The organism is Oscillibacter sp. (assembly GCF_032018205.1).
GTDB lineage: Bacteria > Bacillota > Clostridia > Oscillospirales > Oscillospiraceae > Oscillibacter.
In genome coordinates this window covers 26,598-52,051 of the sequence record NZ_DALZOY010000018.1, presented here as the reverse complement: position 1 = coordinate 52,051, position 25,454 = coordinate 26,598, and the positions used below count along the sequence as shown (strand labels likewise).

31 protein-coding genes and 1 pseudogene are annotated in these 25,454 nt (G+C 54.1%); 1 reads left to right on the top strand and 31 read right to left on the bottom strand.

Annotation, left to right across the window (positions count from 1 at the left end; all coding sequences use genetic code 11):
• The 31 genes and pseudogenes from RTU96_RS12935 to RTU96_RS12785 all read right to left on the bottom strand — a co-directional run.
• Window positions 1-592, bottom strand: a pseudogene (locus RTU96_RS12935) (hypothetical protein); the annotation flags it as partial.
• On the bottom strand, window positions 592-1,476 hold the full coding sequence (locus RTU96_RS12930; RefSeq protein WP_312637042.1) for a putative phage tail protein: 885 nt from the start codon (window positions 1,474-1,476) through the stop codon (window positions 592-594). The gene RTU96_RS12930 and the pseudogene RTU96_RS12935, both read right to left, overlap by 1 nt.
• Window positions 1,476-2,576, bottom strand: a complete 1,101-nt coding sequence (locus RTU96_RS12925) for a baseplate J/gp47 family protein (protein WP_312637040.1) — start codon at window positions 2,574-2,576, stop codon at window positions 1,476-1,478. Before RTU96_RS12925 ends, RTU96_RS12930 begins: the two co-directional genes overlap by 1 nt.
• The gene (locus RTU96_RS12920; protein WP_312637039.1) at window positions 2,573-2,971 is read right to left on the bottom strand and encodes a DUF2634 domain-containing protein; all 399 of its coding nucleotides are present in this window, start codon (window positions 2,969-2,971) and stop codon (window positions 2,573-2,575) included. The genes RTU96_RS12925 and RTU96_RS12920 overlap by 4 nt, the downstream gene beginning before the upstream one ends.
• A gap of 2 nt (window positions 2,972-2,973) precedes the next feature.
• Entirely contained in the window at window positions 2,974-3,396 is a 423-nt protein-coding gene (locus RTU96_RS12915; RefSeq protein ID WP_312637038.1) for a DUF2577 family protein, read from the bottom strand.
• A gap of 4 nt (window positions 3,397-3,400) precedes the next feature.
• A complete protein-coding gene (locus tag RTU96_RS12910; RefSeq protein ID WP_312637037.1) occupies window positions 3,401-4,381 on the bottom strand; it encodes a hypothetical protein in 981 nt (326 codons plus the stop codon).
• Complete coding sequence (locus RTU96_RS12905; protein WP_312637035.1) at window positions 4,378-5,103, bottom strand: hypothetical protein; 726 nt, start codon at window positions 5,101-5,103, stop codon at window positions 4,378-4,380. The genes RTU96_RS12910 and RTU96_RS12905 overlap by 4 nt, the downstream gene beginning before the upstream one ends.
• Window positions 5,104-5,115: 12 nt before the next feature.
• The gene (locus RTU96_RS12900; protein WP_312637034.1) at window positions 5,116-6,996 is read right to left on the bottom strand and encodes a hypothetical protein; all 1,881 of its coding nucleotides are present in this window, start codon (window positions 6,994-6,996) and stop codon (window positions 5,116-5,118) included.
• Between the two features lie 4 nt (window positions 6,997-7,000).
• Complete coding sequence (locus RTU96_RS12895) at window positions 7,001-7,144, bottom strand: hypothetical protein (protein WP_312281679.1); 144 nt, start codon at window positions 7,142-7,144, stop codon at window positions 7,001-7,003.
• 11 nt (window positions 7,145-7,155) lie between these two features.
• Window positions 7,156-7,563: a phage tail assembly chaperone gene (locus RTU96_RS12890; protein ID WP_312637033.1), complete on the bottom strand. Its 408-nt coding sequence runs from the start codon at window positions 7,561-7,563 to the stop codon at window positions 7,156-7,158.
• Window positions 7,564-7,577: 14 nt separating this feature from the next.
• Entirely contained in the window at window positions 7,578-8,048 is a 471-nt protein-coding gene (locus tag RTU96_RS12885) for a phage tail tube protein (RefSeq protein WP_312637032.1), read from the bottom strand.
• A 14-nt stretch (window positions 8,049-8,062) separates the two neighbouring features.
• Window positions 8,063-9,421 (bottom strand): phage tail sheath family protein, encoded by a 1,359-nt coding sequence (locus tag RTU96_RS12880; protein WP_312637031.1) that lies wholly within the window; start codon window positions 9,419-9,421, stop codon window positions 8,063-8,065.
• Window positions 9,421-9,582 carry a hypothetical protein gene (locus RTU96_RS12875; protein WP_312637030.1) on the bottom strand — a complete coding sequence of 54 codons (162 nt, stop codon included), beginning with the start codon at window positions 9,580-9,582 and terminating at the stop codon, window positions 9,421-9,423. Before RTU96_RS12875 ends, RTU96_RS12880 begins: the two co-directional genes overlap by 1 nt.
• Window positions 9,579-10,016 (bottom strand): DUF6838 family protein, encoded by a 438-nt coding sequence (locus RTU96_RS12870; RefSeq protein WP_312637029.1) that lies wholly within the window; start codon window positions 10,014-10,016, stop codon window positions 9,579-9,581. The genes RTU96_RS12875 and RTU96_RS12870 overlap by 4 nt, the downstream gene beginning before the upstream one ends.
• A complete protein-coding gene (locus tag RTU96_RS12865; protein WP_312637028.1) occupies window positions 10,013-10,531 on the bottom strand; it encodes an HK97 gp10 family phage protein in 519 nt (172 codons plus the stop codon). The genes RTU96_RS12870 and RTU96_RS12865 overlap by 4 nt, the downstream gene beginning before the upstream one ends.
• Window positions 10,528-10,893, bottom strand: a complete 366-nt coding sequence (locus RTU96_RS12860) for a hypothetical protein (RefSeq protein WP_312637027.1) — start codon at window positions 10,891-10,893, stop codon at window positions 10,528-10,530. Before RTU96_RS12860 ends, RTU96_RS12865 begins: the two co-directional genes overlap by 4 nt.
• The gene (locus RTU96_RS12855; protein WP_312637026.1) at window positions 10,890-11,369 is read right to left on the bottom strand and encodes a DUF4054 domain-containing protein; all 480 of its coding nucleotides are present in this window, start codon (window positions 11,367-11,369) and stop codon (window positions 10,890-10,892) included. The genes RTU96_RS12860 and RTU96_RS12855 overlap by 4 nt, the downstream gene beginning before the upstream one ends.
• Window positions 11,370-11,384: 15 nt before the next feature.
• On the bottom strand, window positions 11,385-11,642 hold the full coding sequence (locus RTU96_RS12850) for a hypothetical protein (protein WP_312637025.1): 258 nt from the start codon (window positions 11,640-11,642) through the stop codon (window positions 11,385-11,387).
• Window positions 11,643-11,653: 11 nt separating this feature from the next.
• Complete coding sequence (locus RTU96_RS12845; RefSeq protein WP_312637023.1) at window positions 11,654-12,643, bottom strand: DUF2184 domain-containing protein; 990 nt, start codon at window positions 12,641-12,643, stop codon at window positions 11,654-11,656.
• 15 nt (window positions 12,644-12,658) lie between these two features.
• Window positions 12,659-13,165, bottom strand: coding sequence for a hypothetical protein (locus RTU96_RS12840; RefSeq protein WP_312637022.1), 507 nt, complete (start codon window positions 13,163-13,165; stop codon window positions 12,659-12,661).
• A gap of 1 nt (window position 13,166) precedes the next feature.
• The gene (locus RTU96_RS12835; protein ID WP_312637021.1) at window positions 13,167-14,384 is read right to left on the bottom strand and encodes a DUF2213 domain-containing protein; all 1,218 of its coding nucleotides are present in this window, start codon (window positions 14,382-14,384) and stop codon (window positions 13,167-13,169) included.
• 40 nt (window positions 14,385-14,424) lie between these two features.
• On the bottom strand, window positions 14,425-15,549 hold the full coding sequence (locus RTU96_RS12830) for a phage minor capsid protein (protein ID WP_312637020.1): 1,125 nt from the start codon (window positions 15,547-15,549) through the stop codon (window positions 14,425-14,427).
• Window positions 15,550-15,619: 70 nt separating this feature from the next.
• Complete coding sequence (locus RTU96_RS12825; RefSeq protein ID WP_312637019.1) at window positions 15,620-15,817, bottom strand: CPCC family cysteine-rich protein; 198 nt, start codon at window positions 15,815-15,817, stop codon at window positions 15,620-15,622.
• A 3-nt stretch (window positions 15,818-15,820) separates the two neighbouring features.
• Window positions 15,821-17,554, bottom strand: a complete 1,734-nt coding sequence (locus RTU96_RS12820; RefSeq protein ID WP_312637018.1) for a DUF1073 domain-containing protein — start codon at window positions 17,552-17,554, stop codon at window positions 15,821-15,823.
• A 117-nt stretch (window positions 17,555-17,671) separates the two neighbouring features.
• A complete protein-coding gene (locus tag RTU96_RS12815; RefSeq protein ID WP_312637017.1) occupies window positions 17,672-18,907 on the bottom strand; it encodes a PBSX family phage terminase large subunit in 1,236 nt (411 codons plus the stop codon).
• Entirely contained in the window at window positions 18,876-19,277 is a 402-nt protein-coding gene (locus RTU96_RS12810; protein WP_312637016.1) for a hypothetical protein, read from the bottom strand. Before RTU96_RS12810 ends, RTU96_RS12815 begins: the two co-directional genes overlap by 32 nt.
• A 104-nt stretch (window positions 19,278-19,381) precedes the next feature.
• Window positions 19,382-19,636 carry a GlsB/YeaQ/YmgE family stress response membrane protein gene (locus tag RTU96_RS12805; protein ID WP_312637015.1) on the bottom strand — a complete coding sequence of 85 codons (255 nt, stop codon included), beginning with the start codon at window positions 19,634-19,636 and terminating at the stop codon, window positions 19,382-19,384.
• A gap of 115 nt (window positions 19,637-19,751) precedes the next feature.
• Window positions 19,752-20,156, bottom strand: a complete 405-nt coding sequence (locus RTU96_RS12800; RefSeq protein ID WP_312637013.1) for a hypothetical protein — start codon at window positions 20,154-20,156, stop codon at window positions 19,752-19,754.
• Window positions 20,153-21,532: a DEAD/DEAH box helicase gene (locus RTU96_RS12795; RefSeq protein WP_312637012.1), complete on the bottom strand. Its 1,380-nt coding sequence runs from the start codon at window positions 21,530-21,532 to the stop codon at window positions 20,153-20,155. The genes RTU96_RS12800 and RTU96_RS12795 overlap by 4 nt, the downstream gene beginning before the upstream one ends.
• Window positions 21,529-21,810 (bottom strand): VRR-NUC domain-containing protein, encoded by a 282-nt coding sequence (locus RTU96_RS12790; RefSeq protein ID WP_312282043.1) that lies wholly within the window; start codon window positions 21,808-21,810, stop codon window positions 21,529-21,531. Before RTU96_RS12790 ends, RTU96_RS12795 begins: the two co-directional genes overlap by 4 nt.
• A 259-nt stretch (window positions 21,811-22,069) precedes the next feature.
• Window positions 22,070-24,415, bottom strand: coding sequence for a VapE domain-containing protein (locus RTU96_RS12785; protein WP_312637011.1), 2,346 nt, complete (start codon window positions 24,413-24,415; stop codon window positions 22,070-22,072).
• A gap of 207 nt (window positions 24,416-24,622) precedes the next feature.
• Between RTU96_RS12785 and RTU96_RS12780 the strand changes: the two genes are divergently transcribed.
• On the top strand, window positions 24,623-25,453 hold the full coding sequence (locus tag RTU96_RS12780; protein WP_312637010.1) for a DUF4393 domain-containing protein: 831 nt from the start codon (window positions 24,623-24,625) through the stop codon (window positions 25,451-25,453).
• Window position 25,454: the final 1 nt, after the last annotated feature.

Below are 25,454 nucleotides of genomic sequence, written 5' to 3'. Positions count from 1 at the left end.
CCACCTTAAACTGCACCGGGAATGCCACGGTGGGCGCTTCCGTGCACCAGATTTGTACGCCGCCGTCATAGGTCGTCGCCCGCAGCACCTTGCCCCACGCCTCGGCGTACAGCTTGTTGGCGGCGTTGTCGCCGCCCGGCAGGATATCCGCAATTGGATTATCCGTGGCCAGCATCCCCGGCACGGAGACGTTTTGATAAAAGTAATCGCCGGATACCCCCCATGCCACCGGCACAGTGGCCGTCAGGGTAGTCGCCGCCGCCGCGCCGATCTGTCCGCGCGTTACCCCGTGGGGATTGCTTTTATTGCCCGCGTGGGCATTCAGGTTTGCTTGCACCGCCGCCGCGCTGCCGGACGGGTCCGCACCGATCTGCGCCGGAGTGTGGGTGTGGTTTGCTGCTGCAAGTCCCGGAAAGGCATTGTTGATCGTGTTCACGCCCGCCTGCGCATCATTGACCTGCTTTGCAAGATAATTGAATCCGTGCTGTGTATCAAGGCCGACCTCCGTACCGTTGGGGCTGACAATTTGATTTGTCTGCCAGTTGGTAGGTAAGTCTGCCGGGAGATTAGATGCAATCGGTTTGTCTACCATTAAGCTGTCCCCTCCTTTACCGGGATTCTGTGGGTGATATTAACCGGTTCGCTGACCGGGATATAAACAGGCGCCTTTTCCAAAACATCCCCCGCGGCATTTAGCAGTTCTATTTGCGTGATGATAGCCGCCTGATCCGACGCCACCGCATAAGAAATGGTCGCCGTGTCCCCGGATGCATCTTTTGCTAGAAAATCAGTAATTTCAACACTGCCGTTAACTCGCGCCTTTGCCACATCGGACGCCGTAAACAAAGCGACGCCATTCAGCAGCGCGGATTGTATGGTGTTCTGGTCTGCCGTGACAATCACCCCCAAATTCTCCTGACTGGTAAACGGGAGCTGCCCAAGCCCCCAATATGCAAGCCGATAGTTGTAAACCGCCTTACTTAAGCTAACCGTTTCGCTGATGCGCAGCGCAGCCGAGAGCAGCGGGCGGGACGTGTAGACAATGTGACAGGGCTTAATCGTGTTGATCGTAGCCAGCACTTCTCCCGCCCACGCCTGATTTTCTGCCGCCGCTTCCACATAGAGCGTGTAGTTTCCGTAGTCGACCGTGACAGCCCACTTTCCCTTACCGATCAGAAGATCAAGACGGTTATAGAGATACGGCAGAGTGAACGGCGGGTTATAGGACAGCCGGTTGATAATCCTTGCCCGCCGGAAGTCCTGCGTTTCTATTTGCGTATTCGGAATGATGTGGAGCAGATTTTCCCAGTCAGAAATAGTTCCCTCGTCCGCTGTGGAAACATAGAAATTCTGGTGCACCGCATCAATCAACGCAGCAAGTATCTCGAACTGGCCTGTCTCCGTTTGCATTAAATACTGGTAATCTTTGATCTGCCGGAACCAGTCCGGCAAATATTGAATCAAATTCGCGTCCATCAATTCAGCGTCACCGTCCCCAGTACCGGGAGCTGCTGTTCCGCTCCGGTTTCCACAAGCTGTAAGTCGGCATCCAGAGCGTTGAGAAGCAAGCCCGTCACATTGACCACGCCTGTAACAGAAAGAATCGCCGTCATGACTCTAGCTCGGTAGATTACAGAGGCATAGTCCGTTCCCCCGGCGGTAATGGGCATGGCCCACGAATCGCGCACCGTCTTGATGTACAGGCCAATTGCGGTCTGGATAGACTCCGTCAGCTGTGCCAGCGTATAGCCGTTTGCCACGGTGACCGTTGCGGAGGCATTTACGGATACCGCCGTCGGCGCGGTAACGGTCACCTGCGCACCGATTGGCGCGAGGCCGTAGCCCTGCCCCGAATTCTGCGTCGGGTCGACGGCGGTTTGCACAGTATCTATTAGCTCACCACTGGCAGGCATACCATCCGAACCGGCAATAGAAAGCTTTACCGTTCCTCCGCCATCCCATGTTGAATAAATCTGTACGCCGCCAACGCCGTCAATCGCCCCCACTGATTCCCGGTAACTTGCAATATTTCCGCCGAACGGATTGCTGTTCAAGTGGTCAATGCAGCGAGAACGGAGAGAATCGTCTCTTTCTTCATCCTCTCCGGGGATTAGGATATCCGTCACCTGCGCCACGGTCAGCCCGTCCACATAGGTAATTGCTGCGAGGTCGCCGGTGTAGTTATTTCCGACCGTACCGGGTGTCTCGCAGGTGAGCTGATATTCCGGAGAGACAGCCGCTACAACCAAGCTGACGGCGCTGGCTTCGTTTGTTGAAAATCTTGCCCCCAGTGGAACAGATACGTTGAATACGCCCAGTCTCACCGCCGCCGTCGCGCTTTTGCGGGAAAGCCCCATGTCTGCGGCACAGGCATCCAGATCGGAACCGACCGCCGTCTGGACATGTGCTCCCGCCTGCATCTGCTCCAAATTTATGTATGCATCCTCCAGCGCGTATCCGGCAGGGCCAAGCGCCGTATTGATTAGCGATTCCTCCCGCTTGTCCACGTCGCCGGGGACATTCCCCAGCATCGTTTTGAGCAGATTCGAAAAGCTTTTGTCAGAAAAATCAATCACGCAGTCGCCTCCGTTCTAAGGTCTCCGAAAATAGTTTTCACGGTAAAGGCCGCAACCATGCTTCCCGGCTCCGGCACTGTAAATGTGAAGTCGGCCACGTCCGTAATTCGGTCATCCTGCAAGAGAGCGTCCCGGATTTGGTTGGTCAGCCGGACCCGCGCCGTCTCAAAGCCGTATCCCTCGGCATCTATCTCGTGCCCGGAATCGGGCGTATATATCTGCCACCGGAACCGACGGATATTCAGCGCAATCTGAACTGCCTGCGCCATGGCCTTTAGTTCATCCGTAAATCCAGAGACCCGCCATGTGTTCTGGTCAACGTGCCAGGTTCTTGTCGGATAGCTTTCAAAGATGACTTCCATCCCCAATGTGGCCCCCGTTGGAAGCATTGCCATGGTCAGCCCCCCTCAAAAATTCTGGATAAGATAATATACCGCTGCCCACCGGATACGCGGAGCATCAGGACCCGATCTCCAACCGCAAGCCCCTGGTTTAGCGTGATGTATCCAGGTTCATTCGTGAGCGCCTTTCCAGCTTCGTAGCACTGCGTATCTACAAGTGCATCCTCGATTGCAGCTTCAAGCGTATCCCATCCGGGATATGACTTTGCAATAGAATGTGTGTGCCGCGGTGCGGCAATCTTTTTTTCAACGACCGAAGCTGTTAGAAGCAGCGCCTGCGCTGGAATCGGGTCGCTTACATTTTCTTCTGTGATTTGCAGCGGAGACACCTTCGAAACTGTCCCGATTGACAGATCGGTAAGATCAGAGGCTTTCATGACCCCTTGCGTAATAGACTGGATTACTTCTATCAGATCCAAAATATCAATCTCCGTTCAGCGCTCTGGTTTCTAATTTCATCGTGTGCTTGCCTTCCTCGAACGTATGCTCCACGGATTCCAGCATCACATATTTGGAAAGCGAGATATCACCCATGTCCTTGATCTTAATAAAAATCATCTGCCCCGCCCGAAGGCCGGGGATGCCCAGCGATTCAACAGAGAGCGTCCGCAACACCCGGTTGTAATAGGCAAGCATGGTCTGCGCCATGGACTTGATTTGCGCGTCGGTGAGGTCTTCGTTCACCTGATCGTAATACTGTAAAAAGCCCCATTTCTGAATAGTGGAACTGTCCCGAACCTCGAACGCATCACCATGCCCGGTCTTTTCGTTAGGCCGCACCAGCTTGACCGCGTTGTATGTATCACTGTCGATGTCGGTTTTGTAGGTGTAGCCCGTTGCAAGAGAACCATCCCCGATGGTCACACTGGAACGCCACTGTGCAGATTCTTTCAGTGTCAATGCTCCACCGTCATCGTAGAATACAAACACTTTTCCAGTGTTCACCGTGACCTGCTGCAAGGCGCTCTGAATGATATCCAGACAGCTCTTGCCGCTCCCGAAATCCAGATATGGAATGGTGTATCCGGTGCTTGCCAACGAGCCTACACTAAGCTGGAAATCATTTGCGATACGTCGGATAATCCCTTCTGCCATCACACCCGAAAAACGGTATGACTGCTTTGCCAGTAAATAGCGCGTTTGGTCGTATGCTGTGACAGAGATATTCCCCCAGCGGTCTTTTTCCTTGATAAACACATAGCCGTAGAACAGTAGTTGCTCATCCACAGAAAAACGCACCGGGTCCCCTTCAAAGAACGCCAAGTCCCCGCCTTTCAGAAGGTCAAACGTCAAGGACGCCGGGGAGCCTGTCCGCTTCGTGGAAAGCGTTACGGTTTTTGTCAGCGTGGCGCACTCGTAGATTCTCCCGCTGTTGCGGTTTTCAATAAGCAAGGAATACGTCATTGCACCTTCACCGCATCCTTTTTGCACCAGCCAAGCAAGCCGCCGGCAGTTGTGCGAAGCAAAACCGGATAGGTCCCGGAGGTCAATATCCGAGACACAACCGCAGTGCGTCCGCTTCCGTTCCCATGCGGGTTGGCCCCGGCGCTGGTGAAGTAGTAGGCTCCTGTCACCGTGACCTTTGCATCGACAATCAACTTACCTGTGGGTACTGCGCGCGGGGTCTGTGTAACCGCAACTGCCGAGGAAGCGGTCTTTTGCTCCAACGTCACGGAGCCGGGGATATAGTCCCGGTACTCCGTAAACGCGATGGAGTAATAGAAATCCCCCGTCTCCGCGCCCTTTTCCGTGGGCGTAAAATCGCCCACCACCACCGAAAAGGAATCAGAGTGAAACGGCGTGCCGTCCTCGTATCGTCGATCAATCGTCAGCGTGCAGACCGTCCCAAGCAACTTGCAGCGGTTCACAAATTTGATGTAGAATTCCGGGGCTTTAAAATCTCCCGATGTCAGAACATACGGGGAATTATGGCTTCCAGGAAGTAACCCATCATCCCACGAGATTTTAGCAAGGCCGGGTTTCCTTGGCTGAACAATCTCGCCCAGCTCCAGCACATTGTACGTCTCGTTGTTCTGGGGGTATGAAATCGAAAGCTCCTGCGGGTTGATGGGAAAACGTATTGTCACGTTCTCCGCCGTCAGATAGATTCCGTACTGGTTCGGCATGGTTTACACCCCCTACGTTGTCAAGCTGGTATGGGACGCCGCCTGCCGCGCCAGAATGTCCGCAATGGCGTTCGCGACGTCGTATCCGGCAGACTTATCCGCGTTGCCCTGCATCATTACTTTGATCTGCGGTGCAAGGGTGACGCTGGAATTGCGCTCGTACTTCCGGATTGCCACATCTTCGAGGTACTTCAAATCCTCGTCAGAAAGGTTTTTGCTGATTGCGGAAGTATTCTTGTCGATGTTCTTGAGTGCTGCCGCCGTGGTGTGGTCCAGGGAGAAGTTGGTGAACTTGTCCGCAAAGGAACCAAATTTATCGCCCCACGATGCCATGGTGTCCGTGTAGCTAATTTTCTCTTTGCGATCAATGGTGACGGTGTTCTTTCCGAACGTATCATCTGTCCATTTCTGCAAATTGGTCCTAAACCCAGTAACAGCCGCAGCCAGACTCGATCCAGTCAATTTATCAATTGCCTTTGCCGCGGTCTCAATGATCCCGAGGACGTTATCGAAGGTATCAAAAAACAAATGCCCGACAGCGGCCAACGGGTCGTTAAATACGTTTGCAAAAAACTCTGCAAAGATTGCAACTTGGTTGTAGCTGTCTACGAACAGATTGTAAACAAAAGCGTAAAGCCACCCAAAACCCTGCCCAATCCCGGTAAAAATGTCCTGCGCAGTAAATCCGGCCTTTTGCAGTCCTGCAATCGCGCCCACGACTAGCCCGATCAAGAGAAGCAGCGGCCAATGTGTAGCCATCGTAGCTATCGCCGCGGCTGTCATGCTGCCCGCATATGCCAGTGCCGCCGCTCCCGCCACCGCCATCACCATCGTAAAGTTATTTCCGATCCACTGTCCCAGCGCGGTGATCTTATCCAGAACCACCCCCACAACCTGACCCAGTAGACTCATGGCCGTTTGGAGCCCTCGTGCCATGCGCTGTCCCGCGGGGCTTGACATGAACTTGTTAAACCGATCCATCGCGGGCTGCATTGCTTTCAGCATGGAAACAAAGCCCCTCGCCAGCGTGTCCCGAAGACCGTTGGTCATTGTGCTCCACGACTTCTGAATGCCGTTCGGCGCACGTTCTATGGTGTCCGCGAGGAACCGCATGATTCTGCGAGCGGTGAACAGGAGCGCTCCCATTCGCATCAGCTTATTCCCCAATGCGTCGTGAGCCTGTCTCGCTTTGGCAGAGGCAATGGCGTTTTTAATCAGACCTTGGGTATGCTGCGCCAATCGGCTTATAATGCCTTGGTGCGCCGCAGAAGCAGCGCGCGTCGCGGCAGCCTCTTCTCGCTGTGCAGCAGCGGTTTCTTTTACCAGCCAAGCCGTCAGCTTTTCCGCCTCGGCAAAGGCCTTTTTATCCTCCGCTGCCTGACGTGCAGCCGCTTTTTCTGCCGCCGCAGCAGCCGCCGCTTGCTGCCTCGCCTGCATTTCCTGATACGCACCCTGAGCAATGGTGTTTGCTGTAATCAACCCCTGCTGTGCCAAATCACTCAGGCTATCCCTGGTCAGCAGTATTGCGGATTCTTCCTCTGCCGCCGTGGATGTCCAAGCAAGCCCCACACGCTTCATCTGCCGCTCCAGTGACGCAAGGTTCTGTTCTGCCTGTGCGGAGGTAAACGACTGCGCCAATGCGTCCTGCGCAGAGGCGAGGCGGTCAATCAGGTTCTGCGTCGCACCGGAGATTTCAACCGTGGAATTAACCGTGCTTTCTGCCGCGGACACCATTGCTGCGCTGGTGGTTCCTGCCATGTTGGTATTCGCCGCGGTTACCTGCCGCTCCGCCGTTCTGGACATCTTGGCGGACGCACTCATTTTGGTTGCATACCGATTCAGCGTATTGGAAAATCGGTCTACCAGTGTTAATTGATCTCTGATTTCTGCCATTTACTCACCCCTTTTTCGCGTCTCTGGCCTCTTTTTGCGCCATGGCAAGGATCAATGTCTTTTCTCTCTCCGGGATATCCAATACTGTATGGGGCAGGACGCCGTGACGCACGCACAGGTAATACGCCACCGCGGTGTCACGGTCCATCCCACCCTCAATTAGTTTTTTGCCTGTCCCTCGATATTGTCGTCAAACCCGGACAGTTCGGCAATTGCGTCGGAAAGCCTGCCGTATTCTCCTGCCAGAAGCATTCTTCCGGGTACTTCCATCGGGTCCATAGTTCCGTAAGCGCTGCACAGTTCTGCCGAATTAAAATCCGGCGTCACAGTGCCCGCAATCAGCATTTTTACGGAAAAAGCATCTGCGTTGAACTCGGAAGAGACGCCGCCGGCGCGGTTTCTGGTTTTGCGTGTGCAGCTTTCGCGGATTTTCCGGCTCTCCTCTTCGGACAAAGCCCGGATCACAAACGGGACGGGCTGCCCATCCTGCTGAAACCGATTGGAAATGATGATTTTTTTCGTCTCCTGCGCCTGTACAGGATGCAGGAATGCTTCCAAATTACTCACGTGCCATCCTCCTATCAGCCGCCCAAATTGACGGGGGCATTAAAATTACTCAGCGGCTCGAAGCTGGATGCCGTGAAGCTGATTTCCTCTTCCAGAAAGTCTGCCGATTCATCCAGCAGGGAGAGCGGAATTTTGCTCAGCACCACGCCATAGTAGGCCACCGTCTGCGTTCCGACCGACGTTGACGCATCCTCGTTGGTCACCTGAAGCGTCAGCTCCGGCAGCTTCCCGGTTGCCTGATACTGGTGTGCGATCGCGATAAAATCGGGGGTCCCGTAATAAATGGTGAAGGAACCCGAGATATTCATTTCCTTTGGCTTATGCTGTGTAGTCCGGGAGCCCACCACCGTAAACTTGGCGTCCTCGAATTCTGCATTGGCTTCAAATTTCTTGAGACCGAACAGCTCCACGTTTCGTCCGTCAATGGTGGCAAACGCTTTGCCCTCTTTTCCGTTTAGGGCGTCACGGGCAAGTAAAAACGACATCTCTTCTCCCCCCTTTATCTCACGATAAACTTCATGTAGATTTTTGCGATTGCGTCCACCGGCTGAGCCCCCAGCGTCACCACAATGGCATCCCCATCTTCTCCTGATTCCACAGTCACATCATCCGCCACGAAGTTCTTCACTCCGCCGTTGGCCTGCATGGTCATGAGCAGACTGACAGCTTCCTTTTTCACAAGGCTGCGACCGTCGGAAGTGTTGTCTGTTTTGCCGATGTGGTTATCCGCAAAGGTGCGATATAGGTAGTTGGCGATGTAATACAGCGTTCGAATGGGGCGGTTCTTTGAAAACACCTTCTGCTTATTGCTGGTGTGTGTAGTCAGTGTGTTGATGTCGTAGTAAATCCGCACGGAGCCCTCGTCCTCGAAGAACACCATGTTGCCCGCCGCAATCAGATCGGTTGCCTGAGACGTAGTGTATTTCGGATGGACCCCAGACGCGTTGGGGTGCACCGCGTAAGTAAGGTCCTGATTGTACTTAGCCCCGGCAGAGCAGCCGCCCACCCACCAGCAGGACTGCGCCGCTGTCAACGTAGTTCCGTCGTTCAGCGCAATGCCGTTTACCGGGGAGGTCACAGATTCGTTGTCGGCCTGCGGATATCCGGGGAGCACAAGGCGCACTTTTTTTCCTTCTTTGTCGCAGAGACGCTTTACAAATGCCGCCATCGATGCGGAAACGGTTCCTTCAGTTCCGTCATAGATCACCACGTCGAACTTCTCCGGCTCCAGCGCAGTTAGGAATGATGCGTATGCGGTCGCGTCAACGGTTCCGTTATTCCCTCCGGACAGCACGGTGACCGCGCTCGCGGCCAGAACCCCGCTCCCGGAGAATTTCACCCAACCGTTGGGGACGAGGTTTGCAATTCCCGTCACGGACTGAGAATCCTGCATAACTCCGTCAACAAAGGTGCTGACAATAAAGCTTCCTTCGTTGTCTGGATCAGCCGCCACGGACACGGAAATGCTGTTTCCTCGAATGCCGGGATAGTTTGCTGTCACAGTCAAGTTTCCCAGTGTTGCGGCAGCCTGCGCCGCGCCAGTTGCCGCAGGGCGGTACAGCAGCACCGCAGACGCACCCGCAGACCGGGCGGAGCCGTCGGCATTGACGGAGCCTCGAAAAATTTCCCGCAGGAAAAGCATCTCGGGCGCAGTATCCAAATCGTATCCCATCGTATTGAATACGTCGGTGTCGAAATCAATCTTTGTAATCTGCGCCACCGGGCCCCAGTTCAAAGACTCACAGATCGCCACAATGCCGCTCTCTCCATAATTGGATGAACTGACTACGGCACTTTTGATATTCAGGTAAAAACCGGGCAGCGTTTTATTCTGTCTGGTCCATGTTCCACCGGCCATTACTTCACGTCCTTTCCAAAGAAGCCATCAAGCGCAGCTTTTGCTTCTTTCATCGTATATTCCGGCTCTTTCAAAACCACTCTTGCAAAATCCTGTTGATAGCCGGACAGAGCTTTGCTTTGCAGCAAGGATTCAGTGGGATACTTCATCTCGCTTTTCATTTGCTCTTTTCCTCCAATGTCATAGTCTGCATATAGTTGGGCGCGTATGGCTTCATCAAGCGCACAGGCACATCAAACTGATAGTGCAGCGCATCCAATTCCACATGCCAGGAGTGATTTCGCGTTGAGAGTTTAACGCCGCCCGCATACTGCAATTCCGTCAGCGCATACGCCAGAGAATCGGCCGCCGCGCGGTACAGGTCATTCATGTTCGGGAGGTTATACTCCACCAGATAGCACAGATCGAATTTGAGCGTCTGGGTCCATCGATTATCAATTCCCTGCCTGGTAGGCTGTTCACCCCGATAATTGATAAACACCGCCGGAAGCGCAGTGTCCTGCTGATTTGGGTTGTCGTAGATCGTAACGCCCGGAATGACCGAAGCAACGGCGTCTGCAATCGCTTGATTTACGTCAGCCAACGTATAATTCACGGTTTGAACACCTCCCGCAGCAGCAGATTCATTTCCTTGAGCGCAAACTCCTCGTAAGCATCACGTCCCGCCTCGGACATAAACACACCGGAAACATATTGCGTTTTGGTTCCCACTATAATGCCGCCAACGTCAGGGCTGACTTTTTCAAGTCTGTTCGTAACTGGATTGACAATCAAACCGGGGACGAAGTGTTTATCCATCCGATGCCCCTGATCGACGTAGGAGGCGTACTGCACGTTGTTTTGCCCCAGCGTCTCATATTCGTTTCCGGCGGAGGTGTGCCGGTAAATCTGCGGAACCATGACGCTATCAGCGGCCCAGTGAGATTTCAGCTCGCCGCTCTGCGTATTGGTTCCGCCAACATCGCCCGTGTTTGGCGGTGTTTTCTCTGTGGCAGCGTCTACATATTTAACCGTGGCGCCCTTGGAAATTTCTATAAAGGTCTTGTCCATGTCGGCGCCGCGCTTTCGAAGGATATCCGCGCGGCGCTGCATGGCGTCCCCAAAACTCATGTTCGCTCCTCCTGCATAACGGAAAGTTCCTTATGAGCAAGGCCGGGAAGCACCGCTCCGAATGGCTCCGCGTACTCCTGCGGCTTTCCCGCAAAATAACGCGTAGGCTCTCCGCCGCTCCGGGTTATCAGCAGCTCGTCTCCCTTGCGAATGTCCACGTCCATGCCGCACATCAGCTTGTCGGAACCATCCACGTGCGCAGCGGTGTCCGCCATGGTCATAGACGGTTTAGAGGATTGGTAGACCCGACACGGAATACCTGACGCAACCAGCGCACGTTCACGCTTGGTAATGCTTCCAACTTTGACGTCAGAGACGCGGTAAACCTCGGTACGGTCTGTATACCAGTCTGCAAAGTTCATATGACCGTCATGCCCCCCATTCCAACCAGACGCGCCATGGTAGCTAATGTCTGTCCATACTGCGTGGCATTTAGGCCGCCCCATTTTTCCGTGGCTTTGGTGAGCGCCTCCGTGTCATAGGTGACGGAAGAGTCCCCCAGAGTAGCAGATTTCAGCACGCCCACCGTTGCTCCGGATGCTGCCGCCTGCGCCGGGGACGCGGACTGAGCGGCATAGGTGCGCAAGTACAGCGTCAGATTGTGCGCCGTGTACAGCCCGCAGGCATACCGCCAGTTGTCAGGCCACTTCTCAGGGCTGATCGCGGAGCAGGCAAGCCTCACAAACATATCAAGCATTGCATCCGGGGCAATTGATTTCGTCCCATCTGAAGTAAATTGCGGGAAGTCGGCCAGAAACATGTCTTTTGTATAGGGCGCCGTGCTTGCCGAAAGATTCGCGGCGGCGGCTCTTACTCCGTAAAACTGTGCGTTATCCATGTTTCTGGCCTCCTCTCATTCTGCGGGCTTCTCCGTGGTATCGGTGATATTGGTAGAATCTTCGCTGGGCTCCTCCGGCTCTGCGGATTTCTTGCCCTTCTTGGCGGGCTTCTCCGTGGTGTCGGTGGTAACGATCGTCCTGTCGCTGATCGCCGCATTGATGTACCAGTGCTTTGCCCAACGGTCGTCAATCTCCCCGACAAACCCGTTTTTCAGGTTCAGCGATTCAGAACCTTCCTGGATGTGCAGATTTCGCTTGCAATGAATAAACATCGTTGTCCCCCTTAAATGCCGTCGTAGTAGCGGATGGTCTGCGGGTAGAACACTTCCACCTGAGACAGATTCGCCACATACCCGGTGTCGTAGCACAGATTCGCCGCGTTGGGCTGCGTCATGGCGCGGGTCAGAGAAACAAGCTCCTCCATCTTGAGGAACCGCTCATCGTTGATGTACACGGTCATGCGATCCGTGCCACCAACACCGGCGCCCTTGCACCATCTGGTGGGCGCAATGGTCAGGCTGCCGCCGTTTTTGGATGCGACGTTGTTCTTCATCAGGAAATCCAGAATGGTTTCCGTGGCAAGCTCCGTGACCTTCGTGGTCAGGATGTAATTGTACTGCTCATACGGCATGATGATATGATTGGGGACGGCAGAGGTGTCATACTCGGCGGCTTCCCATGCATCAGTCAGCGCCTTATTCACATCATCCAGAATCCGCTGGGGCGTCTTGGCACTCCACGCCGCAGAAGAACCGCTGCCAGTCGCAGCCACATTGGAAGCAACGGCGTTAGGATCGTTCAGCAGGCCGGTAGTTCCGAAGTCGGCCAGCCCCTTGTATGTGCTGACGTCAAGGTGCTTGTCATAGGTCATGCGGATACCCTTGGTCAGCATGTCGTCCAGAGAGCGTCCGATGAAGTTGGAGCGCATCATGTCCGCGAAGGACACGCGCAGACCCACGCCGAACATATGGGTTTTAAATACATCCTTGCCAAGATTGGCCTGTACGATGGGAACGCCGTTTGCGCCGGGGGCCATCACAGGGCCGGACACGGAAGACCCTGCCATAGCGTAGGTGATGTTCATTGCAGAGACGTTCTCCACCCAGCCGCCGCCCACGGTAATGGGAATATCGCGGGCATAGGTCAAAGAGGTCAGAGGCTCGCGGATTTTGGTGTCGCGCTTCTCCAGCTCCGAAACCAGGAACGCGCCGCCGGAAGCGCTCGCGGCGTCCTGCATCGTCACAGGAGCCGAAGGGGTTCTAAAATCAGGCATATTTATTTCCTCCTATCAGGCGTTGTTGCAGGTCAGGATGCGGATTTCAGCGACGCGGTTAGCATCCGCCGCACCGTGCCATTTGCAGTTGGTCAGCTTAACAGTGTTCGTGCCGTCGGCAGCCGCTTCAAAGCCACCGATTACGCCGGTGGGGATGCTGGCATTGGCCGCAATACGGATGTACACATCTCCGTTGAGCGTGGGTGTTCCGACATTGCACAGGACGTTAATGCATCCGCGCTTAAATGTGGGAACCGCTTCGTCGGGCGCGAACTCGCCCTTATTCTGGTCGAGATAGCCGAGAGCGCTCTTGATCTCACGGGCCGCGATACCGACAAACTTTGCCGCCGTATCATCTGCGCCGAACGGAACCACTGTGTTGCCGGAGTAAACCAGCGGAGTGCCGAATTCCACATTGGCAGAGCCGCCGAGGGGGTGGGTATCCACGATCATGTCCGGCTGCCGGGTATAGCTTCCGGGGAAACCATTGGGCATCGTAAGCCCGATATTCTGTCCAGGCATATTATTTGTCCTCCTTTTGTCTGTGGGGATTGCGGGCGTTATAGGCCGCCTGCTGCGCCTTGCTGCGTGCCTCGGGGTCTGTTTCCTGCAAATGCTGCTTTGCCGCATCGGCGGTTGCTTTAAGCAGATCGGCTCCGGGAGTCTCTACGCTGGCACGAATGCTTTTCAGCAACGCATCAGTGACGGCCTTCTTCTCATCAGGGTCTTTCATGGCCGCAATGGCGGGCCGCGCGTTTTTGAGGATCTGCACGGCGGCGTCTCCCATCAGCGTTCCCTGTTCGTCCGCATCTGCGCTGATGACCTTTGCTCCGGGTTCGTCCTCGGGAGCGGCAGGCTCGTCCTTGACGTCTTCGGGAGCGGGCTTCTTTTCAAGCCCTGAAATCGTCTTGTCGATCTGGGCTTCTGGGCTGTCGTCGGTAGGCGCGGACTTCTGGGCACACAGCGCGGTCACCAGTTCGATCAGCTTGTCCAGCTTGTCATCCGACCCGCCGCCAGCGGGCGTCGCATCTGTGGCAGGCTTCGGCTCGACGGGTGCGGGCTCCTGCGCTTTTGCGGGTTCACTCTCCAGCATCGAGGCGGCATCCTGTACCATCTGGTCCAGTTCTTCTTGGGATGCGTCTTTGGCCGCCCGCCCGAACATGGCGAACAGACCCTGCTTCTTGTCTCTCATAATGGGTCTCCTTTCAACTTTCGCCGCAGGCGCGGCATCTTTTATTGCCACCTCATGGCCCGCTCTGCCCTGCGGCACAACCGCCACGTGATTGCCTTGGATATTGGTCTGCTTATATCGTCCGTCTCCAGCCAGCTCATACCGCGCGGTATATCCGCAAGAGATTTCGCGCTTCAGGCCGTTCTTGACGTCGCTGATCAAATTGGGATCTGTGACATGCAGATCCGCTATGGTCTGGCTGCCGGAGCGCCGCACATTCTGGACATGCCCTTTGGCGTATCCCGCCACGCTCTCAGGGGTCAGGTTATCAGGCGGGTGGCCGTCGGTGATGGGCTTTCCCTCAAAGGACGCCATCGCCGCCGGAGAAAATACGTCGGCCTCGTCACGGACAACGGTCACCAGCCGTTCCGGGTCTCCGTCAAGCTGTAGCTCCCGGGCCGCATACTGCATCTCTCCCGTGCGGGAAATGGGGACATCCTTGCAGATCAAAAATCCCTCCGGCGTATCAATCATGTGCGGGCTGATCTGCTCCCCGAAATAACATAGCAATTTGCGTCACCTCCTCAAAAAAGGCATAATAAAACCGCCCTTACAGGCGACTGTACAATTCTTTCCATTGCTTATATTGCTGGTCATTGTCCATTTTGTGCTTTATAAATGTCTGCGCCGTCTTGGGCATCTTCTCCCCCAATGCCATGCGATATCTCTGGTACTCATGCAGCATCCGCAGATACTTCTGTCGCCCGGCCTGCTGCTCCCGGTATGCCTTGATTGCCTGATCGCTGCGGGGGTCAAATGTCGGGGGATTGCTGCGGAAAGAGGATATTACCTGATCCCGCTCAATCTCTCCCTGCGTCATGCCGATTGTGGAATACGGCGTCAGAGTGTGCAGGCAACTTGGATGGATATTGAGGTAGCTATTTGTCAGCATTTCAGGTCCCGCACGGTCGACTTTGCCGAAAACAGCAGACAACGGCGGGTAGTCCGGGTTATTCCCGCTCTTGGAATAAACGCGGCCTTCATATGGGGCACACGCAGGGCAGGTGGTTCCATGCCTGGACATCTTGAATAAATCCTGCTCTGTGTCTTTCGTCAGAATTGCTACATTGACCGCCTGTCGGGAGGTTGTGCGGGTTACCATGTTGCAGTACGCATACAGACCCCACTGCCTGCCCGCTTTATCCACATAGGCCGTCACACCATCAGCGCGGAGCTGCGTCATCATCTGGGCCGCCGTTTTCCAGGCACCGCCCCCGGCGGCCTCCATCTGTGCCACACTGGCAATCCCGGTCTTTCGGAATTGGTCTTCGTGAAGCCGCCCGATTGCGGAGCGCACGCTCAACTCTGCCTGCCGTGACGCTTCTATAACGCTGCTCATGAGGTTAGCCGTCAGGGTTTCCGCAATGGCCGTCTGCTCAATCGTCAGCACTTCGGCATTTGCATATCCGTAAAGATGTTTTACAGTTGGTTCTGCCAGCCTCGCCTTTTCGGGATACTGCACGTAAAAGCTTGACTCTACCAGAATCGGAACATAGCGCCAGCAAGCGTCCTGCATATTTGCAAGCGTTTTCTGTACCCGGTCCAGCGCCGCCTGCTCTGCATAATCAATGAGGCCTCTTGAATGCTTATAGGTCAGCGCATCAAGCAAGCTCTGTTCCGCCTGAAGGTATACCCTCCGTAACTGCTCCAGTATCCTGTCGGGGTTCGATGGCATTGGCCTTCACCTCCTGTGGGTATCAAAAAAGCGCCGGGCAACTGCCTGACGCTTTAGGGATAATAATTATTTACTGTATCTGCTTTCCATCTGCCCACGCAGCACGTGCTTGATTTAGGCTCATATCATTGGCCCCGCCCTCAAGGTCAGGTTCATCACGCTGTAATCCGTCGTCTTCCCAGCCGCAGATTGGACAAACCTCAAAGAAGTCTTCCTCCTTGAAATGGTGCTTTCTGCATATGGGACAAATCAAACGATCTTTTGACATTTTTTATATCCCCTCTTTGATCTTCCATTTATTAAAATAAGACGCTCCGCCGTCCGGCCTGAACATAGTTGCGATTCCTTGCGTCGGGTTTCCTTTAACAAAATCATTGTTCTTGAAATCATACCTCACAATTTGGCCTCGGGCATTCTGATAACCAAGAATATCTTTTCCATCAGCCGCGCTCTGAACGAGATCAAGGGCTCTTTGGGCATACTGTTCTTTTGTCATGCCGGGGTACTGATGGCTGTGATCATGCATTCCGCCCCAGTGACTATCAAGGTTTTTATCGCTGAATCCACTCAGGAATTTGTTTTCGCCGGTGGGGCTCACTTTTTGAGAAGGTTGTAGGATACCACCATGAGAACTGTTTGTCAAGTCTCCGCCATCGCCGGACCCGCCCACCTGCCCAGGGCGTCCGGCGTGATTAAAATTTCCGCTGCCGGCCCCTCCGTCAGCCGTAGGAACCGTGTCAATAGTCAGGCCCGCTAACGGATCGTGCATCGCCTGCTGATCCTGATAAGAAACACCCATGTTCTGCTGTATCTGCTCATCGGGGATGCTGTCAAACATGCCAGTTTCTCCGGACAATTTCTTTAGTTCGCCCTGTGCGGTTCCCTTGTCCAAAAGCCCCGACTGATACCCAACCACAACAACACCGGCCTTTTTATCTGCAATATCGGCCACCTCGGAGGCTTTGGGCGTCCACAAAGGCGGAAATGCAAGATCAAGCCCGTCCGGGACCTCTCCCCAGCAGGAAAGCGCCATTACCGGCAGCAACCGTTCCATAATAGGGCGCAAATCGCTTTCGCGGCGCGTGTCTATGTAGTCATAGTAGTTTTGCAAATCGCCCTCGCCCGTGGCATTCATCCCAGCGGCGGAGCGGCCAAACAGCTTTGTCACCGGGATACGGGACGCGCCCGACACATCCATCATCACGCTGTCGTATACGTCGGCCAGACCGGCAAACGTATACTGCGTGTTGTGGACTGCATCTCCTTTGTTGACAACCTTTGTGCCGAAGTTGCTATCAATCACAGACTGCGCTTGCAATAGCCCGTAAAGCCGTTTCTGCTGTGCAGGAGACGTGGTGGAAAGAAGCTGGTCGAGGTTGTCCACTTCCATGTAATCGCGGCAGGCTCGGAATGTCAGGGCCGCCATATTGTGGGAGACGTTATCCCGTTTTACAATTTCATCATAGACGGCCTCAATTTCCGATTCTCCCCAGTACATCTCCGCGATCTTCTCGACGTAGGGAAGCTCCCGACCAACGAAGCGGATCACTCTGGAGTGGTGTACTCTTTGGACAACTGCACCGTCTGCGCCTTGCACAGAATAATAGGCAGGAAGTCCAAAGTCCTGGTCGGACATATCGGTTACAAGCTCCGTCTGCGGAAAAACACCGCTCCACCGGTCAACCACATACAGTCCCAGAAACGTCCCCGGAAGCACTGCGTTAAGGTCCAGCGGCTGTGACAGGTCATCATGCCCACGAATCATCATAATTCCCACAGCGCCGCCGTACAGCCTTCCCCAGTAAAACCCTTTCGCCAGCCTATCCCGGAGGGCCGTGCGGCGCATCAGCCTGTTCATTTGGTCCTGCGCCTGCTGTGTAATGCCGTTGAGCGTCACCCATTCCCGCAGCATGTCGTCCGGAATTGTAGTGATGATATTCTGGGTAATCCAGCTGTTGCGGTACAAGCTGTTCAGCAGCGCGTAGTTCTGCGTCATGCGCGTCATAGGGTATGTGGTTGCCTCCAGCGGAGACTGCGACCCGGCCCCAAGGCGGAACAGCGAATTGGAGAATGCGTCAGCCGTTGCTATTTGATTTTGTTTGTTTCTTCTGCTCAAATCGCGTTATTCCTCTCCATACCGCCATTTTGGAATGACTGTATTCACGTAATACCGGAGTGCATCGGCTCCGTGGTCGTTTGTCTTCACTGGCTTTTCAACGCCCATCTTTGCTGCTTTCTCATCCCAGACGTAAGAACCCAGCTCCCCGATCAAGCCTGCACACCGGGCCGAAATCATCAACTTGCGGTTAGAAAGTAGCGTGGATACTCGGCGAATGCCGTTTAACACGTCGTTATCCGCATCCATGACATACACCCCACGCCGGGAGAGTTCCACTTTGAAGCTTGCGGCAGCAGGATCTACAATCGCAGGGCAGAAAAATTGCTGATCATCACCCATGAACGCTATGAAGTCATCCGCATATTCTGCATCCGTTTTCTGACGCCGCTGCTCCCGGCTGGCCCACCGGTATTCATCGTGTATCCAGATTGTTTCGCCATCGTCCACGCAATCCAGATAAACCGTATCGTTGGCTGTGCCGTAGTCGATGCTGATATACCGTGTACCCCGGTAGTAAATGCCGGGCGGCTCCTGCTCGTCAGTGTAGACATTGACGTCTCGATCGAACATATCGTAGATAACGCCGTCACCGGCCACCCATAGGCCCAGAATATACCGCTGATAAAAAACGCCGCTGTACAGGCTCTTGTATCTCGCTATGGTTTCCTCCGACAGTGACGGGTTATCATCCATGGTAAAGTGCAGGTGCGTCGCATCCTTTGCAGCGGCATTTTTTACCCACTCTTTGTTAAACCAATGCTCCGGCACATCCGGGTTGCAGTTAAACCAGAACTTTGCATTACTGACAGAGCACCGGGCAAGTGCCTGCTCTACAAACGACCGCGGCATCAAGGCCACCTCGTCCAGCAGGATTCCTGCCAACGTGATGCCTTGAATCAGCATGTAGGAGGACTCGTCTTTGCCACCGAATACATAGAATCGATTTTGATTCTTTCCGCGGCTGATGATCAGCTGATGCGTCGATCTTGAATAAACCATATTGAAATTATCCCGCAGATAAGTAATGCTTAAAAGTGGCTGAATAATATTGCGCTCTGCCGAGCCTACGGTCTTACCACTTAGGGCAAAGTTACAGTGGTTGAAATTTCCCATGGCCCACAGGATGAACGACAATGACATGATGGAGGTCTTTCCGGAACGTACCGCACCATCACAGATTAGCGCCGTATGCCCCGTGTATGGCCACTTAAGTATTTTGATCTGTTTCGGTGACAGCATCGATTGTCTCCTTCAGGGATTTGGTGATGGGGTCGTCTTCAATCGCTCCGCCCGAATTATTTGCAGTGTCGCCCAGGAGATCAACGATGACCTTTGCCGCCTTAGCATCTCCTTGCGTGGCAGCCTCGGTCAGCCCGATAATCATAGCCATCTGGTTGTCCACATCCTCCGGGTCGATGCCGCGGCGTGCAATTTTGTTCCACCTGCGACGGTCAGATACAGGAAGAGACAGGTATAAATCGGCGGCATCTTTCAGGCTTCGCTTGCGGCGACGTGCCGCACCGGAAGCCTTTCCGCCAACTGCGCCCGCTTCCCGCGCTTCATTCCCGCTTTGAAACTGATACGGTACAATATTTTCCTCATTCGGCATGTCACCACCTCTCTTGCTTAAAAAATAATTCAATGGCAGACTATCCGTCCGCTCGTGCCCAAAAAGAAACCGGCCACCATAAGGCAGTCGGTTTCTTGTTTCAGTTAAGTCCTTCTTTTGACTGCACTTACAATCCACAGTAAGATGACGGCTCCGATTACGGCAACCAGCAAACTCCAGAGATTAAATCCGGTAATTCCACTACCACCCAATAGGTTCATGACCAGTCCGCCTAGAAAGCCGCCAACAATGCCCACGGCAATATTGGCGCCCGCTCCCATCTTCTCGTCATTATTGGTGATCATACTTGCGATCCAACCGGCGAGAGCGCCTATGACAATCCATCCTAAAATGCCCAAAGTATATCCTCCCTTCGTTTTACTTTAGTATGTGGAGAATTTACTCTATCATTCCTTAGCCTGTGGAAATTCATGCTACCAAAATATCACAGATTTTTGGCTCTTGTATGCAAACTTAATCAAGAAGCCCATAATTTTTCGCAACCAGCTTTATAAACTCGCCGTGCCATTGTGCTGCCGTCCTCCAAGAACACGGCACTTGCAAAGCCGCCCCTTCCAGCGTATACCGCCTGTCCCACAAAACCATTTTCATAATCGCCAGTCTCTGCCGCCCGTTCGCATACCGCTCTGTGCTGGATATAGCCTGCTTCACAGCCTCATACTCCCGCTGGCTATTCGTTGGCAGTTCCCGTATCGCAAGCGCCTCTATGGGTCTGCCTACGCCACCACCGTGTGGCATTCCACTGTACGACGCTGTGACGGACTGGCTATGTAAATCCTCATACTGCTCTCTAAGCACCGGATACCGACATATCATGCCTTTTACGTAAGGCCACCAGTCATATCTTGGTTTACTCATTTACTCCTCGCTTTCTCAATTCTCGCTTTCAGCGCCTGCATTAATGTCTCCTGCGTATCGCCTTTGGCATTCAGGGACGCAAGCACATCCTCGTCTACGCCGCCCTGCACCAGCAGGATATGGGCGATGACCGGGTATTGCTGTCCCTGCCGATGAAGCCGTTTGTTGGCCTGCTGGTAAATCTCCAGCGCCCAGTTGGGCAGCGTGTACCAGATCGCATGATGTCCACCCTGTTGCAAATTCAGTCCATAGCCGCAGCTCATGGGGTGCGCCAGCAGCACGTCCACTTCCCCGGCGTTCCACGCGTCTTCATCCTCCGGTCCCTGGTATGATCTCACGCGCAGACCCGTCTTTTTCAATTCCGCCAGCAGCCTGTCCCGCTCGTGCTTGAACCAGTAAAACACCAGCGCATGTTCCCTGTGAAGCTGCTCGATGATCTCCATAAACGCTTCCATTTTGCAATCGTGGATGTTGACCACAGCGCCGTCATTGCCATAGACGGCCCCGCCGCACAGTTGCAGCAGCTTCCCATTCAGTACAGCCGCGCTGCCCGCCGTGATGGTGTCTTCGTCCACCTCCAGCAGCGTTTCCCGTTCCAGCTTCTCGTAAGCCTTTTTCGCCGCCGGGTCCAGCACAACTGGAATATCATCTTCGATGAACTCCGGAAGCGTCAGATAGTCCTCTGCTTTCATGCTGATGCAGATATCTGAGATTGCATCCTGAATGCGGCTATCCGCGTGATTCTGTGGCGAATAGGTCCGATATTGCTGCCCCGGGTGCGCGTAGTCCTGTGTGAAAAACTGCTCCCGGTAGCTGGTCATGGTCCGGCCCAGCCTTTCGCCGCCATCCAGCAAGTAGACCTGCGCGAAAAGGTCTTCTAGGCCGTTCGGCGCGGGCGTGCCGGTCAACTCCACGATACGTGAAATCCGGCTGCGCACCAGCTTTAATTTTTTGAATCTCTTGGACTGTGCATTTTTGAAGCTGGATGACTCGTCCAAGATAACCATGTCAAAGGGCCAGTCCTGCTGATAGTAGTCCACCAGCCACGGGATATTCTCCCGGTTGATTACCCAAATGTCAGCAGGGGTGTACAACGCTTTGATACGCTGATTCGCGGTCCCCAGCACGGAGACAATGCGCAAGTGCTGTAAATGGTCCCAGCGCCGCGCTTCGTTTTGCCATGTTGCTTCGGCTACCTTTTTCGGTGCCACTACCAGCACCCGGGAAACCTGCCAGCGGTTATACCGCAGATCGTTAATAGCGGTCAGCGTCTCCACAGTTTTGCCTAATCCCATGTCTTGGAACAATCCCAGCGCAGGGTCCTGTATAATCCGTTCTACGGCATACCGCTGATACGGATGGGGTACAAACTTCATTGCGGCATCACCTCTTCCACAAAAGCTTTGACGTCCGGCAGCCCTTTCAGCACCCGCACGTCCATGCCGCGCTTTTGCATCTCGGATATCTGCCATTTCTGAATTGCCGCCAGCCGCCCAACTTCTGTTTTTAATTCCGCGTAGATGGTCTTCCCGTCCGGCGTAATCACAATTCGATCCGGCACACCGGGGTTCCCCGGTGAAACAAATTTATAACACAGACCGCCCCGATCACGCACCATCCGCACCAGCTTGGCCTCAATTGCACTTTCTTTCACGGTTTTTTCTCCTTTTTGGGGTGGTGGAGCAGTGAGGCATTTTCCTATATGTGCGTGCGCACGCTGTATACGTGGGTACGTTACTATATATACATCGTTATAATTAAGAATAGTAAAAGTGCTTCACCATCTTCACCACGCAGCCTTGCGTCCGTTGCGCCGCAAGGGTTCGACCGTGGTGAAGCATCGCCAAAAAGTGCTTCACCACTGCTTCACCACTCCACCATCGTGCTTCACCACGATTTTCGGTGCTCCACCACTATGCCTCACCACAGTTTTTCTCTACCGGAAACGCCGAAATTGCACAGTTACTTACTAACGGAAGCCTGTAGTATTTTTGCCCCCGGCTGATTCGCATACTAATTTTGCGGTCTTCTGCTGCCAGCTTCGCCAGCACGCGACCCAGTCGATTCGCCGGCGGCTTTGCTTCTAATTTGGTCGCGATTTGCGCCGATGTAAACTCTCCCCACAACGCAGGGTCCAGATCAAAATTTAGAAGGTCCCTTAACTCGTCCTCAAAGTCCAGCGAGCGCGTGTGCTCCACGTTGATGCTCTCCAGCAATTTCCTATCGTCGCTGGACAAACGGAAGCTCCCCGGCAACGCCTGATACTCTGACGCCATCTGCGCCCATAGCTGGGTTTTCCAGTCGTTCGTGATTGCAAAGAGCCTACTGAGGTCTATGCGGCCCACAGGAACAGTCCAAAAACGCCGGTTGCCGGTGTCGTCAATCAGGTATTCGCCGGGATTCACCGTGCCGCAGAAAGACGTCCTGCGGGGCCGCTGCACGGCCTTCTTTGCATACGGCGTTCGGTATTCGTCCATATCTTGTGTCAGAAAGGCCTTCAGTCCGGCGCTGTCACGGGCCGTCGTGCGATCCAGCTCTCCCAACTCGCAGATCCACGCATTTAGCGCCTGCATATAGGTATCCTTTACCCGCAGGTCCAGCTTGGCCCCCTCCTTGAACATGCGCGGCAGCGGCACCAGCTGGCGCAGGGCGCTAGTCTTACCGACGCCCTGATCTCCCTGAAGAACAAGAATACCGTCCGCCCCCTGAGGGGCATATTCATCGTTGCAGGCCATGGCCACGCATTGCAGCAGCCACTTGCGAATTAGCGTCCGAGAGAGAGCGCTACTAATACCCCAGATGTCATAAAGCTCCTGCACGCGGTCTACGCCATCCCAATGTGTACTTCGGAACATATCCGTGACCGGGTTAAAGCGGTTTTCTTCAGCGATTACGTCCAAACAGTCTGCGACCGTGTTCTTTGCCGCACCTTTTACACCAGCAAGACGCAAGTGATCCAGCAGCCGCACAGGCAGTAAATTTTCCGCGTTGGCGCGCGACCAGGTCTTAGGATACCCGGACAGTTCCACGTGCCACGTGACCTCGTTCAGTTTGATCTGGATACCAAGTAGCCCCATCAGATGGCGAACAACATCCGTAGTCAGAACTTCGCCTTTCAGCCCACCGAGAAACATAGCGAGTTCGGCGTCATTTCCCGCAGCGAGATTCCCCGTTTCGGTTTTTTGGAACGCTTCCAGAATCTTCTCTCCGTTTTCTTTGTTCAACAGATCGGAGACGGAAGCATCGCGCTTGCACAGGTCCAGCATGGTCTTATAGGACGGCAGTTGGTTCGTGAACGTACCCGGCGCCGCGTCGTCGTCCTGATCGCCGAATTTATGCAGGCGCACCAGATCAAAGGAGTTGACCAGCCGACCGCCGCAAGGGTCGGTCGCATGGTGCGAGAACAGAAACTTGCCGCCGTCATAGATAATCGCGCCGCCGGTGGTGCTGCCGCCGGTGTAGGTGTATCGGTCATCAAACCCCGGTACGGTCTCATAGACGCCGGGGATAAACTTGTCTATGGCCGCAGGAATGTCATATGTACGGCAGAATGCTCCAATGGCGCCCTGCTTTTCCTCCGGGTCGCCCTGCCGTGCAGCAAGGCGTTTGGGGGCTTTATCAGCGCCCGGAACCTGCGGCCATGTGGCGACATTGCGCCAATCGTCATACAGCCCCAGCACGCCGTTGGTAGACAGTAGGGGCTTGTCCCCCGCCTGATAGATATATTCGCTGTCTGCGCAGCAGGAGGGCCAGTACATGAGCCGTGACGGCTCAAAAGTGGACGGGTCGGCCATGTCAATGCCGATCATGTCCGCCAGCTTCCGGGCGCAGGCTTCGTATTCGTCCGCCGTGGCCGTGCGGTCCAGCGGCAGGATCACCCGCAGCCGAGGAGCTACTGGGGAGTGCTTGCGGGTGGAGTAGACGCAGTACCCGCAGCCAAGGGCCTCCACCCGCCGCAGCACATCCGCCGTGCCGCCTGCGGGTACGTGGTCAAGGTCAAGAGTCAGAACGTCTCTGCCCGCCACTGCGCCCGCCTTGCGGCGAGGCCCGTTGAGCGCCCCGCCCACGAAGCCGCCCACATCCTTTAGCGTGTCCTGCTGGTTCTTTGGCAGAGACAGGTAGGTTTCAAGCGTCTCCGTGCCTCTGGCGGGCGTGGCCAGCCGGTTATAGAGCTCCGAGAGCAGCAGTGTCTGGCGCGTCCAGACTTTTGCCAGTCTGCTTGCACCAGCGGATATGATTATTTTTCGGTCATTTATCATGGAGGGGTACTCCTTTGTGCAATCCACGTTTCACTTTTCTTTGGCCAAATTTTTCACTTTTAAGAGTAGGCATTTAATAAATCGAAGAAAAAAAAGTCCGACTTTACAAAGAAACAAACGCATTTTTAGCTGGTATTTCATGTAACCACCTCTTGAATTAATTGGGGATATTTTGTAATATAAGAGAAAATGAGAGGGGATGTTGCGATGAACGGTAGCGCAATTGTTGATGGTGCTGCGACGGTATTAAACACTGTGCCAGAAGTTTATAGTGATTTGGCAAAACCCGCGGCTTGTGAAACTGGGAAGTTCTTAGGCCGAATTCCTCGTGCGATTAATGCGGCATTGGCTCCGCTGGATCTTTGGATTACAAAACGCGAATACAATTTAGAAAAGACGAAAAAGCTTATCGAGGCCGAGCTGGAAAATGTTGACCCCAGTAAAATAGTTTCGCCAGAAGCATATGTTGCCGTACCGGCTTTGCAGTCCATTGCTTATAGCATGGATAGTGATGAGTTAAGAGCAATGTATGCAAAGTTATTGGCAAAAGCTATGAACACGGACTACCGGGATCTCATACATCCTGGATTCGTGGAAATTATTCGCCAAATGAGTCCTTTAGACGCCGATAATCTCCAGATTTTTAAAGGAGGCGAAACGTTACCTGTCGCCGAATATCGACTGATACACGTCGGGACAAATTACAATGTTATACAAACAAACGTGTTTTTGGAGAATGTACATGTCCAAGATATTGATCAACAGGCAGCCTCTTTAAGTTCTCTATCAAGACTTGGGCTTATTTCAATTAATTTTACTCAGTATGTGGCGTCAAAAGATGGGACACCGGATGGGGCACGATACAACAGATTTGAAGAAACTGATCTATACAGACGACTTTCAAAAAAGGTCCAGTCTCCACCAGAGGGCGGATTTGTGCGTCCGCGTGATGATAGGCTTATTTCGAGCGTAAAAATCACTCCGGGTGTTGTATTTACGACGCCTCTTGGCAAGACTTTTATTAAAGCTTGCTTGTAAG

Bases quoted from the DNA above. Each gene is read 5' to 3' on its own strand.
- RTU96_RS12880 (WP_312637031.1), bottom strand. From the start codon at position 9,421: ATGGCCGGTGGAACATGGACCAGACAGAATAAAACGCTGCCCGGTTTT.
- RTU96_RS12905 (WP_312637035.1), bottom strand. From the start codon at position 5,103: ATGCCGAACCAGTACGGAATCTATCTGACGGCGGAGAACGTGACAATA.
- RTU96_RS12810 (WP_312637016.1), bottom strand. From the start codon at position 19,277: ATGCCGAATGAGGAAAATATTGTACCGTATCAGTTTCAAAGCGGGAAT.
- RTU96_RS12900 (WP_312637034.1), bottom strand. From the start codon at position 6,996: ATGGCAGAAATCAGAGATCAATTAACACTGGTAGACCGATTTTCCAAT.
- RTU96_RS12865 (WP_312637028.1), bottom strand. From the start codon at position 10,531: ATGAGTTTTGGGGACGCCATGCAGCGCCGCGCGGATATCCTTCGAAAG.
- RTU96_RS12860 (WP_312637027.1), bottom strand. From the start codon at position 10,893: ATGAACTTTGCAGACTGGTATACAGACCGTACCGAGGTTTACCGCGTC.
- RTU96_RS12920 (WP_312637039.1), bottom strand. From the start codon at position 2,971: ATGGCAATGCTTCCAACGGGGGCCACATTGGGGATGGAAGTCATCTTT.
- RTU96_RS12930 (WP_312637042.1), bottom strand. From the start codon at position 1,476: ATGGACGCGAATTTGATTCAATATTTGCCGGACTGGTTCCGGCAGATC.
- RTU96_RS12855 (WP_312637026.1), bottom strand. From the start codon at position 11,369: ATGGATAACGCACAGTTTTACGGAGTAAGAGCCGCCGCCGCGAATCTT.
- RTU96_RS12785 (WP_312637011.1), bottom strand. From the start codon at position 24,415: ATGATAAATGACCGAAAAATAATCATATCCGCTGGTGCAAGCAGACTG.
- RTU96_RS12910 (WP_312637037.1), bottom strand. From the start codon at position 4,381: ATGACGTATTCCTTGCTTATTGAAAACCGCAACAGCGGGAGAATCTAC.
- RTU96_RS12875 (WP_312637030.1), bottom strand. From the start codon at position 9,582: ATGAAAAGCGAGATGAAGTATCCCACTGAATCCTTGCTGCAAAGCAAA.
- RTU96_RS12795 (WP_312637012.1), bottom strand. From the start codon at position 21,532: ATGAAGTTTGTACCCCATCCGTATCAGCGGTATGCCGTAGAACGGATT.
- RTU96_RS12825 (WP_312637019.1), bottom strand. From the start codon at position 15,817: ATGTCAAAAGATCGTTTGATTTGTCCCATATGCAGAAAGCACCATTTC.
- RTU96_RS12820 (WP_312637018.1), bottom strand. From the start codon at position 17,554: ATGACGCGCATGACGCAGAACTACGCGCTGCTGAACAGCTTGTACCGC.
- RTU96_RS12885 (WP_312637032.1), bottom strand. From the start codon at position 8,048: ATGTCGTTTTTACTTGCCCGTGACGCCCTAAACGGAAAAGAGGGCAAA.
- RTU96_RS12845 (WP_312637023.1), bottom strand. From the start codon at position 12,643: ATGCCTGATTTTAGAACCCCTTCGGCTCCTGTGACGATGCAGGACGCC.
- RTU96_RS12850 (WP_312637025.1), bottom strand. From the start codon at position 11,642: ATGTTTATTCATTGCAAGCGAAATCTGCACATCCAGGAAGGTTCTGAA.
- RTU96_RS12800 (WP_312637013.1), bottom strand. From the start codon at position 20,156: ATGAGTAAACCAAGATATGACTGGTGGCCTTACGTAAAAGGCATGATA.
- RTU96_RS12840 (WP_312637022.1), bottom strand. From the start codon at position 13,165: ATGCCTGGACAGAATATCGGGCTTACGATGCCCAATGGTTTCCCCGGA.
- RTU96_RS12780 (WP_312637010.1), top strand. From the start codon at position 24,623: ATGAACGGTAGCGCAATTGTTGATGGTGCTGCGACGGTATTAAACACT.
- RTU96_RS12815 (WP_312637017.1), bottom strand. From the start codon at position 18,907: ATGCTGTCACCGAAACAGATCAAAATACTTAAGTGGCCATACACGGGG.
- RTU96_RS12895 (WP_312281679.1), bottom strand. From the start codon at position 7,144: ATGGACCGTGACACCGCGGTGGCGTATTACCTGTGCGTGCGTCACGGC.
- RTU96_RS12830 (WP_312637020.1), bottom strand. From the start codon at position 15,549: ATGCCATCGAACCCCGACAGGATACTGGAGCAGTTACGGAGGGTATAC.